Origin of the sequence: Streptomyces sp. S063 (assembly GCF_002832675.1) — a bacterium.
In the GTDB taxonomy this organism is placed as follows: Bacteria; Actinomycetota; Actinomycetes; order Streptomycetales; family Streptomycetaceae; genus Streptomyces; species Streptomyces sindenensis.
Genome location: NZ_CP021707.1, coordinates 6,917,975 through 6,930,975 on the forward strand (window position 1 = coordinate 6,917,975; position 13,001 = coordinate 6,930,975).

12 protein-coding genes are annotated in these 13,001 nt (G+C 70.8%); 8 read left to right on the top strand and 4 right to left on the bottom strand.

Features of this window, described 5'->3' with window-relative positions:
- Genes CCZ36_RS31415 through CCZ36_RS31425 form a run of 3 tightly spaced genes read left to right on the top strand, consistent with a single transcriptional unit; the run spans position 1 to position 1,554 of the window.
- Positions 1-372, top strand: a complete 372-nt coding sequence (locus CCZ36_RS31415) for a DUF742 domain-containing protein (RefSeq protein WP_065476692.1) — start codon at positions 1-3, stop codon at positions 370-372.
- Positions 350-973: a GTP-binding protein gene (locus CCZ36_RS31420; protein ID WP_069736230.1), complete on the top strand. Its 624-nt coding sequence runs from the start codon at positions 350-352 to the stop codon at positions 971-973. Before CCZ36_RS31415 ends, CCZ36_RS31420 begins: the two co-directional genes overlap by 23 nt.
- Positions 970-1,554: a GAF domain-containing protein gene (locus CCZ36_RS31425; protein ID WP_128819102.1), complete on the top strand. Its 585-nt coding sequence runs from the start codon at positions 970-972 to the stop codon at positions 1,552-1,554. Before CCZ36_RS31420 ends, CCZ36_RS31425 begins: the two co-directional genes overlap by 4 nt.
- Before the next feature lie 41 nt (positions 1,555-1,595).
- Here CCZ36_RS31425 and CCZ36_RS31430 read toward each other — a convergent pair whose 3' ends face one another.
- Complete coding sequence (locus tag CCZ36_RS31430) at positions 1,596-2,618, bottom strand: LacI family DNA-binding transcriptional regulator (protein ID WP_128819817.1); 1,023 nt, start codon at positions 2,616-2,618, stop codon at positions 1,596-1,598.
- Between the two features lie 255 nt (positions 2,619-2,873).
- Here CCZ36_RS31430 and CCZ36_RS31435 point away from each other — a divergent pair, with 255 nt between their 5' ends.
- Genes CCZ36_RS31435 through CCZ36_RS31445 form a run of 3 tightly spaced genes read left to right on the top strand, consistent with a single transcriptional unit; the run spans position 2,874 to position 5,620 of the window.
- Positions 2,874-3,737: an ABC transporter permease gene (locus CCZ36_RS31435; RefSeq protein WP_069736232.1), complete on the top strand. Its 864-nt coding sequence runs from the start codon at positions 2,874-2,876 to the stop codon at positions 3,735-3,737.
- A gap of 36 nt (positions 3,738-3,773) precedes the next feature.
- Entirely contained in the window at positions 3,774-4,793 is a 1,020-nt protein-coding gene (locus tag CCZ36_RS31440; protein WP_069736233.1) for an ABC transporter substrate-binding protein, read from the top strand.
- Positions 4,790-5,620 carry an ABC transporter ATP-binding protein gene (locus CCZ36_RS31445; protein WP_069741169.1) on the top strand — a complete coding sequence of 277 codons (831 nt, stop codon included), beginning with the start codon at positions 4,790-4,792 and terminating at the stop codon, positions 5,618-5,620. The genes CCZ36_RS31440 and CCZ36_RS31445 overlap by 4 nt, the downstream gene beginning before the upstream one ends.
- A gap of 97 nt (positions 5,621-5,717) precedes the next feature.
- On the opposite strand, the gene CCZ36_RS31450 is transcribed toward CCZ36_RS31445, so the two are convergent.
- Entirely contained in the window at positions 5,718-6,227 is a 510-nt protein-coding gene (locus CCZ36_RS31450; protein WP_128819103.1) for a GNAT family N-acetyltransferase, read from the bottom strand.
- A 629-nt stretch (positions 6,228-6,856) separates the two neighbouring features.
- Between CCZ36_RS31450 and CCZ36_RS31455 the strand changes: the two genes are divergently transcribed.
- Complete coding sequence (locus CCZ36_RS31455; protein WP_128819104.1) at positions 6,857-7,807, top strand: NAD-dependent epimerase/dehydratase family protein; 951 nt, start codon at positions 6,857-6,859, stop codon at positions 7,805-7,807.
- Positions 7,808-7,867: 60 nt separating this feature from the next.
- Here the strand turns inward: CCZ36_RS31455 and CCZ36_RS31460 are convergent, their stop codons facing one another.
- Together CCZ36_RS31460 and CCZ36_RS31465 are read right to left on the bottom strand one after the other, a co-directional pair.
- Entirely contained in the window at positions 7,868-8,596 is a 729-nt protein-coding gene (locus tag CCZ36_RS31460) for a sugar phosphate isomerase/epimerase family protein (protein ID WP_237302866.1), read from the bottom strand.
- Positions 8,597-8,763: 167 nt separating this feature from the next.
- On the bottom strand, positions 8,764-12,264 hold the full coding sequence (locus CCZ36_RS31465) for a ThuA domain-containing protein (RefSeq protein WP_128819105.1): 3,501 nt from the start codon (positions 12,262-12,264) through the stop codon (positions 8,764-8,766).
- A 338-nt stretch (positions 12,265-12,602) separates the two neighbouring features.
- Here CCZ36_RS31465 and CCZ36_RS31470 point away from each other — a divergent pair, with 338 nt between their 5' ends.
- Positions 12,603-13,001, top strand: a complete 399-nt coding sequence (locus tag CCZ36_RS31470) for an MmcQ/YjbR family DNA-binding protein (protein WP_128819106.1) — start codon at positions 12,603-12,605, stop codon at positions 12,999-13,001.

Below are 13,001 nucleotides of genomic sequence, written 5' to 3' on the forward strand. Positions count from 1 at the left end.
ATGCCGGCCCCGCAGGACGGGCCCCTGCTCGACGACGCGGCCGGCCGGCTGATCCGCCCGTACACGATCAGCAACGGCCGGACCCGGCCGTCCACCGCGTTCGACCTGCTCTCCCTGATCATGGCCACGGGCATCGAGCCGGACATCCCGCTCGGCCCGGAACACACCATCGCCCTCGGTATGTGCGAAGGGCCGATGTCCGTCGCCGAGATCGCCGCACACCTCCGGCTGCCCGCGGTCGTCGCCAAGGTCATCCTCTCCGACCTGGTCGCCTGCGGCGCGGTCACCGCGCACGCTCCCGCTTTCCACGACATGCCCACCGACCGATCCCTGCTGGAGGCAGTGCTCGATGGTTTACGACGACAGCTCTGACCGCACCGGAACCGCCGAGTTCTTTCCCGTGGCCCTCAAGGTTCTGGTCGCCGGAGGATTCGGCGTCGGCAAGACGACGTTCGTGGGCGCGGTCAGCGAGATCGCCCCGCTGTCCACCGAGGAGTTGCTGACTCAGAGCAGTGTGGGGACGGACAGCCTGGAAGGGGTCGAGTCCAAGACGGCCACCACCGTCGCCATGGACTTCGGCCGGATCACCCTCTCCGAGCAGCATGTCCTCTATCTGTTCGGCACACCGGGCCAGGAGCGCTTCTGGTTCATGTGGGACGAGCTCTCCCAGGGTGCGCTCGGAGCGGTCGTGCTGGCCGACACCCGGCGCCTCGCCGAGTGCTTCGGCGCGATCGACTTCTTCGAACGGCGCGGCATCGGATTCATCGTCGCCGTCAACGAGTTCGACGGCGCCTACCGCTACGAGCCGGACGAGATCCGCGCCGCGCTCGACCTCGGCCCCGAGGTGCCCGTCGTCCTGTGCGACGCCCGGATCGCCAGCTCCGGCACGGGCACCCTCGTCACCCTGGTCCAGCACCTCATCAACGCCACCTCGGCGCCCGCCCCACTCCAGACCTTCGGAGCCCACCCGTGACATCCTTCGCCACCGGCCGGATGCTCCTCACACCCACCGACCGGCACGGCCCGGCCCGCGCCAAGCGGCTGCGCAAACTGGACCTCGGAGAACGCCCCGACGCCTCCTACGACAACTTCGACGCCTTCGCCGACAAGGTGGCCGAAGTCACCGCCACGCCCTTCTCGATGGTTAACTTCATCGACGAGAACCGGCAGTTCTTCGCGGGACTGCACACCCCGGCGGGCAACCGCGGTGGCCAGGACCTCGGTTCGGCCGCGGCGGGCAGCAACCGCAGCAGCCGCTACATGGCCCGCGACCACGGCTACTGCCCGCACGTGCTGGTCCGGCGCAAGGCCCTCGTCCTGGACGACGTCTGCGACTACCCGCGCTTCGCGGGCAATCCGGTGGTGGACGACATAGGCATCCGCTCCTACCTCGGGGCGCCGCTGATCGACCGCACCGGCATCGCGCTGGGCACTGTCTGTGCCGTCGACACCGTGCCACGCCCCTGGGGGCGGGCCGGCCTCGACACCATCAAGTCGCTCGCCCATGAACTCGTCCGCCAGATCGACGACCGGGAGGGCCACGGCACCGTCTGACACCACCGCCCCGCCCCCGCACGGAGGTACGGAGCAGGCGCTCAACTCCCCGGCGGCGCACCGGTACTGCCGCGCAGGACCACGCTCCCCTCGATCCGCAGAACCCGGGAGCGCCCCGCCCGCGACGGCGTCCGCAGGGCGAGGGCGATCACCTGCTCGCCCATCTCCGTGAGCGGCAGCGCCACCGTGGTCAGCGGCGGCGACACCTCCCGTACGACGGGGATGTCGTCGAACCCCGCGAGCGACATGTCCTCGGGGACGCGCACCCCGGCCTCCCGCAGCGCGGCCAGCGCGCCGACCGCCATCACATCGGTCACTGCGAACACACAGGTCGGCCGTGCGTCCCCGGCGGCCAGCAGCTGACGTGCCGCCGCGTGCCCACCCTCCCGGGTGAACGCGCCCCGCACCACCCGGCGAAGGGTGATGCCCGCTGCGGCGAGTCCCTCGCGGAATCCTGCCAATCGGTCGGCGACCGTGGTCAGTTCGGGCGGACCGCTGAGCACGGCGAAGTCCCGGTGCCCCAGCGCCACCAGCGAGGCCGCGAGCGCCGCCGCCCCGGCCCGGTTCTCCGGCTGGACGGTGTCCACCCGCATGGACCGGTGCCGGCTGACCACCGCGACCCGCCCGCCCGCCCGGACGTACGGCTCCAACTCGGCGTCCATCGCCCGCTCCCACGCCCGGTCCTGGAAGCCCGAGCCGATCAGCAGGATGGCCCGCGCCCGCTGCGCCCGCAGCATCGAGACGTAGGCGATCTCCCGCGCCGGTTCCCGGAAGGTGGAGGCCAGCATCACCAGCAGGTCCTGCTCGGCCGCCGCGCGCATCACCCCGCCGGCGATCCCCGCGAAGTACGGGTCGCCCACGTCGTGGCAGATCAGCCCCACCGTACGGTTGCCCTCGGCGCTGGCGAGGGCCTGGGCGTGGGCGTTGGGGATGTAGCCGAGGAGGTCGGCCGCCGCGCGCACCCGGCCGCGCAGGTCGTCGCGGACCCGGGCCGTGCCGTTGAGGGCCCGGGAGGCGGTGGCGAGCGAGACGCCGGCCTCGCGCGCCACCGCGTCGAGCGTCACATGGGCGGCGGGTGTCCGCCGGCGCGTACCGGGGTGGACCGGTGTTTCCCGTTCACTCAACTCGACCCCCAGGGGTGCGGTGGTGGCAGGGCCCCGAAACTTCGGGACGACCTCTTGACCGTGCGCGGGAGCAGTCATTAGCGTGGCGGCACCTTACCAGAAAGCGCTTTCTGAAAGCGCCTTCACGGTCAGGGCGGCAGCATCGCAGCATTGCACAGCTCTCCACAACTGCCCCCTAAGTTCAGGGAGTTCACCGTGAGCCAGAGCGCGCTCAGCAAGCGCCCCGCCGATGTGGCGGGGGTCGCCCGCAGGGCCGGTCCCACGACCGGGGAGCGGCTTCTGCGCGCCGCGGAGCAGAGCTGGCGGCCCCTCGCCCTGCTGCTGGCCGCCCTGGTGGTCTGGTGGGTGATCGCGGCGGCCGAGCTGATCGAGGCCTATCTCGTGCCGTCGCCCGGTGCGACGCTCGACGTCCTGACCTCCAAGGCCGGTTACCTCTGGCAGCACACCTGGGTGACGACGTACGAGACGCTCCTCGGCTTCGCCATCGCGGTCGTCGTCGGGGTGCTGGCCGCGGTGGTCATGGTCTACTCCTCGACGGTGGAGCGCACGCTCTACCCGATCCTGCTCTTCGCCCAGGTCGTGCCGAAGATCGCCATCGCTCCGCTGTTCGTGGTGTGGCTCGGGTTCGGCATCGCGCCCAAGATCCTCATCGCCGTGCTCATCGCCTTCTTCCCGGTGGTGATCTCGATGGTCACCGGGCTCAAGGCCGTCGACCCGGAGATGCTCCAACTGTCCGCCACGATGGGGGCGAAGCCCTGGCAGACCTTCGTGAAGATCCGCTTCCCGGCCTCGCTGCCGCATCTGTTCTCCGGGCTCAAGGTGGCCGTCACCCTCGCGGTGACCGGCGCGGTCGTCGGCGAGTTCGTCGGGGCCAACGAAGGGCTCGGATACGTCATCCTCCAGGCCAACGGCAACCTCGACACACCGATGCTCTTCGCGGGGCTGCTGGTGATGTCGCTGATCGGCGTCGTGCTGTTCGTCGTCGTCGAGATCGCGGAGAAGCTGCTCCTGCCGTGGCACGCCAGCCGCCGGGACACCTCGGCCACCACCACGTTCTGAACCACGCACCGACCTCCTCGTGAGAAGGGCCAGCCCATGCATGCGCGCAGACTCCTGATCGGTGTCGTACCCCTCGTCCTGGTGGCCACCGCCTGCGGCGGCGAGGACGCCTCGACGAGCACCAGTGAATCGGGCAAGAAGCTGGACAAGGTCACGCTGACGCTCAACTGGTATCCGTACGGCGAACACGCGCCGTTCTACTACGGCAAGCAGCAGAAGATCTTCGAGAAGCACGGCATCGACCTGGACATCCGGGCGGGCCAGGGCTCCCAGAAGACGGTCCAGGCGACGGCCGCAGGGCAGACCGACTTCGGCTGGGCCGACACCCCGGCCCTGCTCGCGGGCGTCGACCAGGGCGTCAAGGTGAAGAGCCTCGGCGTCTTCCTCCAGACCACCCCGGCCTCCGTGCAGTCCTTCGACGCCAAGGGCGTCGAGGAGCCCGCCGACCTGAAGGGGAGGACCATCGCCGGGACGGCAGGGGACGCGCTGTCCAAGACCTTCCCGATCTTCCTGAAGAAGAACGGCATCGGGGAATCCGATGTCACCGTCCAGAACACCGACCCGGCCGGCAAGATCGCCGCGGTGATCTCCGGAAAGACCGACGGACTCCTCGGCTACGCCAGCGACCAGGGTCCGACCATGCAGGACAAGGCCAAAAAGCCGGTCTCCTACCTCCGCTTCTCCGAGCACGGCCTGAACTTCTACTCCAACGGGCTGCTCGCCGGTCAGAAGATCCTGAGCTCCAAGCCGGAGGTGGCGGAACGCATGGTCAAGGCGGTCAGCGAGGCCTGGGCCGCCGCCGCCGAGGCGCCCGAGCCGGCGGTGGCGGCCATGGAGGGGGCCTCCGAGCAACTGCCGCCGAAGACCGTGCTGTCCGAGCAGTTCGCGACGACGCTGACCCTGCTCCACACGGCGGCGACCGAGGGCAGGGCGCCCGGCGTCAACACCGAGGCGGACTGGCAGCAGACCATCGACGTGTTCGCCGAGGCCGGCATGGTCACGAAGCCGAAGCCCGTCGGCGAGTACTGGGACACGAAGACGGCGCTGAAGGGATGACGATGCCGAAGCAGCAGACGACACCGCGCGTCCCGGCCGCCGCAGGGGCGGGCCCGGCGGCCGGGGTCCGGCTCGGGGACGTGGCGGTCCGCTTCCGGAGCAAGAAGCGCGATGTCACCGCGCTCAGCGATGTGTCCCTGGACGTGGCGCCGGGGGAGTTCGTCGCCATCGTCGGACCGTCCGGGTGCGGCAAGTCCACCCTCCTCAAACTGGTGGCCGGTCTGCTCACCGCCTCCTCGGGGGACGTCCTGCTCGGCGGGGAGCGCGTCACCGGCCCCCGGCACGACATCGGATACGTCTTCCAGCGCGCGGCCCTGCTGGAGTGGCGCTCGGCGCTGCGCAACATCCTGCTCCAGGCCGAGATCCGCCGCATGGAACCGGCCGTGGCGCGCGCCCGGGCCGACGAGCTGATCCGGATGACCGGACTGGGCGGATTCGAGGACGCCTACCCGCACGAGCTCTCCGGCGGGATGCAGCAACGCGTCGCGCTCTGCCGGGCGTTGCTGCACGAACCGCCGGTCCTGCTGATGGACGAGCCCTTCGGCGCGCTGGACGCCCTCACCCGCGAGCAGATGAACACCGAGCTGAACCGCATCTGGCGCACCACCGGCACCACGGTCCTGCTGGTCACCCACTCGATCTCGGAGGCGGTCTACCTGGCCGACCGGGTGGTGGTGATGAGCCCGCGCCCCGGCACCGTCACGGAGATCATCGAGGTGGGCCTGCCCGCCGAGCGCGACTACGGCGAGACGCTGGGCCGACCGGAGTTCAGGGCGGCGGCGGCACACATTCGCGACCTGTTGGGCGCGGTGTCCGCACACGACTGACCGCGACTCGGCGGAGGGCCGCCCACGGACCGCGGCACCGATCGCAGGGGTCCCGGGCGGCCCCGGGGCGGATGCCGCCGGGGCGCCACGGGCGGGGTCAGACGCCGAATGCGGCGGGGTAGCGGATGGTGCCCGTGGGGGTCGGGCGGGTGTCGTCCAGAGCCATGGCCATCATGGCCTCGTCGGGTACGTCGAACGGCGCGCGGATGCCGAAGCGGGAGGCGGGGGTGAAGCCGAACCGCGGGTAGTAGTCGCTGTGCCCGAGGACGAGGACGAGGTTTTCGCCCATGGAGCGTGCGGCGTCCAGAGCGGCACGGATGGCGGCGGAGCCGGCGCCGGTGCGCTGGGCGGAGGGCCGTACCGCGCAGGGAGCCAGGGCGAGGGCGGGCGCGCCGTCGACGTGGCAGCGGGTGAGCAGCGCGTGCCCGGTGAGGGTGCCGTCGGAGCCCTCGGTGACCATGGACAGTCCGTCGATCCATGCCTTCGGATCGGCGCGCAGCGCGTCGACGAGGTCGGCTTCTCCTGAGGTGGGGAAGGCGGCGAGGTTGATGTGGCGGATGGCGGCGATGTCGTCCGTGGTCTCGGGGCGGGCGGTCCAGGTGGTCATGGGGCTCCGTTCTCGGGAGGGTGAGAGGCGAGGCAGGGGCTGGAGGGAGTGGACGGCGTGGTTGTGGTCGCCGCCGTGCTCACGCCGTAGGGCGATCTCTGCCCGGAGCGTGGCGAGGGCCTCCGGCGTGCCGGGCCGGCGTCGGCGCGCCCGGGCGATTCGCCGGACGCCGCGTTCGGCCCGCATGATCCGGGACGGAACAGCCCTCACGCCGTGACGGGGCGGAAAGGCGTGTTCGCGCGCCTCGTCCCAGCCGCAATCCGCGAAGGCGGACGTCAGGTCAGACCGGGGTCCGGGACGTGAGGATGGTCCGGCGGGCACTGCATACGGCAGCAATCTCCTCGACAGTCATCAACTCACCTCCCCCTTCTGGTCCGCAACAGACCTGAATGTCTCTGCTCGCCCGACGCTAGCACGGGGGCGACCGTGCGGCCGGGGCCCGGAGCGCCGACACCACCGACCGCCCCCTTCTCCTCACCGATGGAGCGATGGAGATACGTATGCGTTAGAGGCTCTAGCGGAAGCTGTTGCCAATAGCTCCTCTCGGAAGTTACGGTCTCTAACAGAAGTGAACGGCCAAAAGTGGGCTGCTTCCGCTTCCCTTGCCGCCTCCCTCCGAAGGGCCTGCCATGACCTCCTCCCAGCCCCTGCGCACCGTCCTCGGCTCCGGACCCGCCGGTACAGCCCTCGCCCGCGAACTCATCCGCCGGGGCCACTTTGTCCGGCTGGTCGACCGGTCGGGGAGCGGCCCCGCGCTCGAAGGCGTCGAGCGGTACGCCGCCGATGTCGCCACCCCCGAAGGCGCCCGCGCCGCCGTGGCCGGGGCCGCCGTCGTGTACCACTGCGTCAATGTCGGCTACCACCTCCAGGTGGAGGTGATGCCGAAGATCCAGGAGGCGGTCCTCGACGCCTCCGAGGCGGAGGGGGCACGGCTCGTCGTGCTCGACACGCTCTACCCGTACGGGGAGACGCACGGCGCGGTGATGACCGAGGACACCCCGTGGAACGCCACCACCCGCAAGGGCCGGATGCGGGCCGAGCTGGACGCCCGCTATCTCGCCGCCCACCGGGAGGGCCGGCTCCCCGTCGTCCTCGGGCGCTCCGCCGACTTCGTCGGGCCCGGCGTCCTCAACTCCACGCTCGGTGGGGCCGTCTTCCCCGCCGCGCTCACGGGGCAGCCCGTGCCCGCGCTCGGCGACATCGACCTGCCGCACAGTTACACGTACATCGAGGACGTCGCGGCCGGCCTCGCCACCCTCGGCGAACACCCGGACGCCGACGGCCGCGTCTGGCACCTGCCCACCGCACCGGCCCGCACCACCCGGGAGATCCTCGCGCTCGTCGAACACCGCACGGGCCGGCCCATCGACCTCACCGCCGTCGCCGAACCCCGCCCCTTCGGCCCGTTCGACGAGACCTTCATGGCGGAGTACGCCGAGATGTTCTACCAGCACACCGAACCGCAGATCCTCGACTCCTCCGCCATCGAGAAGGCCTACGGACTCACCCCCACCCCACTGGAGACGGCACTGGACGCCACCCTCGCCTGGTACGGGGAGTTCCTCGCCGCCCACCGCTGAGAGGCGGTCCGCCCCGGGCGCCGTACCGCACACCCGGGGCCGGACCGCACACACCACAGCTCAGTAGCGCAGCCGGGAGAGGTACCGGTAACTGGCCCGCGCCGAGGCGAACGGATCGGCCGGAGTGTCGTGCTCCACCAGCCACTGCCTCACTCCGCCCTGCCGCGCGGTGTCGAACATCGCCGGGAAGTCCAGGATCCCCGAACCGACGTCCGCGAAGTCCCCGTTCGGCGCCATGTCCTTCACATGGAGGGCGGGGAAGCGCCCCCGGTGCCGGACGAACAGTTCGCCCGGATCGGACGAGCCGCCGTCGGCCGCCCAGTACAGGTCCAGCTCGAAGCCGACCAGCTCCGGATCGGTCTCGTTGAGCAGGATGTCGTACAGGCTGACGCCGTCCACCACCTCATGGTCACTGCCGTGATTGTGGTAGAGCAGCTTGAGCCCGGACTCCCGGGCGGCCAGCCCCGCCCGGTTGAACTGCCGTGCCACCTCCCGGTATCCGTCCGGCGAGTGCAGCGAACCGGGCAGGCTCGGCACCACGATCCACTGACCGCCGAGGGTGTGCACGTCCTGAAGTGCCTGCGGAAGACGGGTGCCGGTGACGACGTCGTAGCCGACATGCTCCAGCACCGCCTTCAGCCGGGCCCGGTCGAGCATCTGCCGGATGGCGGCGGGGGAGTGGCCGTGCCGGCCGCTCACGCCGACCGTCGCGTACCCGATGTCCGCCAGCTGCTCCAGCGTCCCCGCGAAGTCCGCCGCCAGCGCGGTCCGCATGGTGTACAGATGCATGCCGATCCCCGACGGCGGGATCCGGCGGCAGCCCCGCCGGGCCGTCGCGGCGGCCGGGGCCGCGCCGAGGCCGACGGCGGCCACCGCCCCCAACGCCGTACCGAGGAAGACTCTTCGGGCTCCGTTCGTGTGCTGCGTTCCCACGGGACTCCTCACTTCGCGTCGATTCACTTCACGCCGATGGGGACGGCGCCGGTGGTCGTGTCGCCCTGGTCGTCGGTGACCGTCAGACGCGCGGTGTAGGCGCCCTCGCGGTCGTAGGTGTGCGTCGCCGTGGGTCCCTCGGTGCCGGACGGCTTCACGTTGTCGCCGAAGTCCCAGTGGTACGAGGCGATGGTGCGGCCGGCGGCGGGCTTGACCGTGCTGCTCAGCGACACGGCCAGGGGAGCGGTGCCGGATGCCGGTGCGGCCTGGAGCGCCACCGTCGTCCCACCCTTCTTCTCCACGCCCGGGCCGTTGAAGTGCAGCCAGTCGACCGAGAGCAGGTCCGCCTTGCCGGGAGCCCAGTCCGGGTTGGTGAAGACCGCGTACAGCGTGGTCGAGCCACCCGGATTCCTCAGCTTCGTCGTGGGCGAGATCAGCTTCTCGTAGCCGCCGGTGTTCGGGATCTTCACCGAACCCAGCAGCTGCCCGGTGGGGGAGCCGGCCCGGAACTCCACCGTGCCGCCGAGCCCGCCGGAGGACGCGCCGACCGTCACCGAGTCGACCTTCTTCAGATTCACCGGGTCGAAGCCGACCCAGTCGCCGTCCTCGATCTCGATCAGCCGCTTCCCGCCGGACGCGTCGGCACGACTCCCGATGTCGGCACCGCCGTTGGCGCCACCGGTCGCCGTGCGGTGCTCGGCCTCACGGAAGGAGGTGCGCAGGGTCAGTGAGGTGGAGCCGGTCAGCGCCGGGGCGTCCGGAGCGCCCCTGTCCTCGTACTGGGCGGTGATCCCGTAGTAGAGGTTCTGCCCCGGGCCGTGGCTGTCGCCGGCGTCCGTGACGATCTCCCCGGTGCAGCCGGTGTAGTTGTCCAGCGGATGCAGATGGGTGTCATGGCCGAGCTGCGACTGCACCACGACCCGCGAGCAGTCGATCGGACCGCTTGCGTCGTCCTCCGCGTCGGTCACCTTCACTGTGAAGGGGATCGTGTCGCCGAAGCTGAACATGCCCCCGTCCGGCGGCTGTTGGATGGTGACCTCCGGCCGGGTGTTGCCCACCGTGATGTCCTGCACCGCGAGCGCCGTCAGCTCGTCGGGGCCGGTCACGGTGAGCCGTGCGGTGTGCAGCCCCTTCGCCGTGTACGTGTGCGAGGGGTCGGCCTCGGTCGAGTCCGTGATGCCGTCGCCGTCGAAGTCCCAGGCAAAGGTGACCGGTTGGTCGCCGGGCAGCCCCGAACCCTCGCTGGAGAACTTCACGGTCAACGGGTCCGGTCCGCTGTCGCGGTCCACGGAGATCTTGGCGTCGGGCAGTCGGCCGTCACCGACGTAGTCGATCCGGTAGATCCCCGCACCCTCGTTGCCGCCTCCCCGCCCCGTACCGCTGCCGAGGCCGAAGTCGATGACGTACAACGCCCCATCGGGACCGAAGTCCGCGTCGAAGGGCTGGTTCCACTCCATGTCCTCGAAGATGCCGTTGATCGACTGGAGGTCGCCCGCCTTCACCGGATCGAACCGGGGATCGGTGAAGGTCTGGTCCTCGCTCTGGTACGAGAACGTCTTGAACCAGCGGCGGGTCAGCTCGTAGTTGAACGCCTTGCCCTCGAAGTACTCCGGGAACTTGGTGCGGTAGGTGTTGTCCGGGTCGTAGTCGTAGACCGGACCGCCCATCGGGCCGCCGCCCCCGGTGCCCACCTCCGGGAACTCGGCCGACGCGGAGTAGGCGTACCAGACCGTGGCGGGCTGGGCGGGCGGCAGCTCCCGCAGCCCGGTGTTGTTCGGCGAGTCGTTGACCAGCGCCCCGCAGTCGAACTTCGGGCCGGACGTCTTCGTCGTGAAGTCGTAGTCGTTGAAAGGGGTGTTGTCGCCGACGCAGTACGGCCAGCCGAAGTTTCCCGCCTCGGTGATACGGGTGTACTCGACCGTGCCCTCCGGCCCCCGGTCCGCCTTCGCCTCACGGGCGTCGGGGCCGTAGTCCGCGACTATCAGAGCCCCGCTGACCGGATCGGTGGTGATCCGGAACGGGTTGCGCATGCCCATCGCGTAGATCTCGGGCCGCGTCTTCTCCGTACCCGGGGCGAAGAGATTCCCCTCGGGGACGGAGTACGTCCCGTCGTCCTCGGGCGTGATCCGCAGGATCTTGCCTCGCAGGTCGTTGGTGTTGCCCGCGGTCATCTGCGCGTCCCAGGCGCGGCGGCCCTCGCCCTCGTCGATCGGCGTGAAGCCGTCCGAGGCGAACGGGTCGGTGTTGTCCCCGGTCGCCGCGTAGAGGTTGCCATCCTGGTCGAAGGCGAGCGAGCCGGCCATGTGGGAGTTGGCCCGCCCCTCGCCGCGCAGCGTCGGCACGGTCAGCAACCGCTTCTCGGAGGCCGGGTCGACAGTGTTGCCGTCAGCGGTGAACCGGGACAGGTTCAGCCGCTTCTCGACCTTGTCGGAGTAGAGCAGATACAGCCAGTTGTTCTCGGCGAAGCCGGGGTCGAGGGTCAGCCCCAGCAGACCGTCCGACTGGCTGGTCATCTCCGGGGTGTACGCCAAGTCCAGGGCGGTGGAGACCTTCATCGTCTCCTGGTCGATCACCTTCAGCTTCCCGGTCCGCTGGGCGAAGAACACCCGGCGGTCGGGGGCGACGGCCAACTCGAACGGGTCCGCCAGATCGCTCGTGGCCAGCGGGGTCCGCTGGAACGAACCGGTGCGCGTCGCGGTGCAGTCGCCCTCCGCCGCACCGGCCGCCCACTGGATGCCGCCGAGCAGGTGCTGCACGAACGCCTCCTCCTCGAAGGCGGCCTTGTCGTGCCCGCCCGCCGTGAACCAGGAGCGGCCCCCGTCGTAGTTCTGGCACCAGGAGAAGGGGTGGTCGACACCCTCGTCGAGCCCGTCGATCCCGTCGCGCACCTTGATCTGGGCGAGGGTGTGCACCGTGGACGTGGGGTTGGTGCGCCAGTTGTACCACTCCTCCTGGCGCTCCCAGAGGTCGGGAAGGTGCCGGGTGGAGGGGTGCGCGTGGTCGAGGACCTTGATCCGGCCGGTCTGCGGTGCGGGGTGCTTGTCGAAGATCGCGCCGACCAGGCCCTCGTACCACTCCCAGTCGCGCTCGCTGGCGGACGCGGAGTGCAGCCCGACCCAGCCGCCGCCCGCCCGGATGTACCGCTGGAGCGAGGCCCGCTCCTCGGCGTTCAGCAAGTCGCCCGTCTCCGGTGTGGAGTTGGTGTTGTTGAAGACGACCGCTCGGAAGCGGCCGAGGTCGGTGTCGTTGAAGACCGAGGAGTCCGCGGTGGCCTCCACCGCGAAGCCGTGCTCGGCTCCGAGCTTCTCGATGGCCGCGATGCCGGCCGGGATCGAGGGGTGGTCGGAGTTGGTGACCTCGGAGTAGACGAGCACCCGGTACGCATCGGCCGCGTGCGCGCCGGTCGGCGATGCCACCAACAGGGCGAGGACCAGCGCCAGGAGCGAGGTGACGGCGATGAGGGGGGACGGGCCGCCGGGGGATCGGCCGACGCGGCCGGCCCGGCGTAACGAACGGCGTCTCATGGGGCGCTCCCTGTGCGGTAGAAGCCGACTACGGGATATAGAAAGCGCTTTCTGGAGTACGCCGTTCAGAGTAGGTTCAGCGCTCCGGCACGGTCAATGGGCCTGCAGGGCCCACTGCGTCGGGCGGGGCGTGGGGCACGGGGTCGCGGTCGTGGGGTTGCGGGCGAGGGGCGAGGGGCGCGGGGCGAGGGGCGCGGGGTCGCGGTCGTGGGGTCGCGGTCGTGGGTCGGGGGCGCGGGGTGCTCGATGGGGGCCGCTCGCGGGGGGTGGACGCCACTGCCGGGCGTTACGGTCGAATCCCGGCAGCGCACCGCCGGGCCCTCGAATCGGAGGCCGCAATGACCGCCGACGCCACGATCACCGCCGCCGACGTCCGCTCGACCGCGCTCGCCCTGCCCGACACCACCGAGAAGCTCGCCTGGGGGCAGCCCACCTTCCGGGTGGCGGGCAAGATCTTCGCCTCGCTCGGTGACGACGAGACGTCGATGGGCGTGAAGTGCCCCCGGGAGGACCGTGCCCAGCTGATCGCCGCCGAGCCGGAGAAGTTCTTCGTCCGCGAGGGGCACGACGACCACTACGCGTGGATGCGCGTCCGGCTGGCGGCACTGGAGGACGCGAACGAGCTGGCCGCCATCCTCGCCGACTCCTGGCGGCAGGTCGCCCCACGCCGGCTGGCGGCGGCACATCCGGAACTGGCCGCCCCGGAGCACGACGCGCCGGGGGAGGGCGGCGGCTGA

Excerpts from the sequence above, each read along its gene's own strand:
- CCZ36_RS31470 (WP_128819106.1), top strand. The coding sequence starts at position 12,603 with ATGACCGCCGACGCCACGATCACCGCCGCCGACGTCCGCTCGACCGCG.
- CCZ36_RS31415 (WP_065476692.1), top strand. The coding sequence starts at position 1 with ATGCCGGCCCCGCAGGACGGGCCCCTGCTCGACGACGCGGCCGGCCGG.
- CCZ36_RS31455 (WP_128819104.1), top strand. The coding sequence starts at position 6,857 with ATGACCTCCTCCCAGCCCCTGCGCACCGTCCTCGGCTCCGGACCCGCC.
- CCZ36_RS31450 (WP_128819103.1), bottom strand. The coding sequence starts at position 6,227 with ATGACCACCTGGACCGCCCGCCCCGAGACCACGGACGACATCGCCGCC.
- CCZ36_RS31465 (WP_128819105.1), bottom strand. The coding sequence starts at position 12,264 with ATGAGACGCCGTTCGTTACGCCGGGCCGGCCGCGTCGGCCGATCCCCC.
- CCZ36_RS31440 (WP_069736233.1), top strand. The coding sequence starts at position 3,774 with ATGCATGCGCGCAGACTCCTGATCGGTGTCGTACCCCTCGTCCTGGTG.
- CCZ36_RS31420 (WP_069736230.1), top strand. The coding sequence starts at position 350 with ATGGTTTACGACGACAGCTCTGACCGCACCGGAACCGCCGAGTTCTTT.
- CCZ36_RS31445 (WP_069741169.1), top strand. The coding sequence starts at position 4,790 with ATGACGATGCCGAAGCAGCAGACGACACCGCGCGTCCCGGCCGCCGCA.
- CCZ36_RS31460 (WP_237302866.1), bottom strand. The coding sequence starts at position 8,596 with ATGCATCTGTACACCATGCGGACCGCGCTGGCGGCGGACTTCGCGGGG.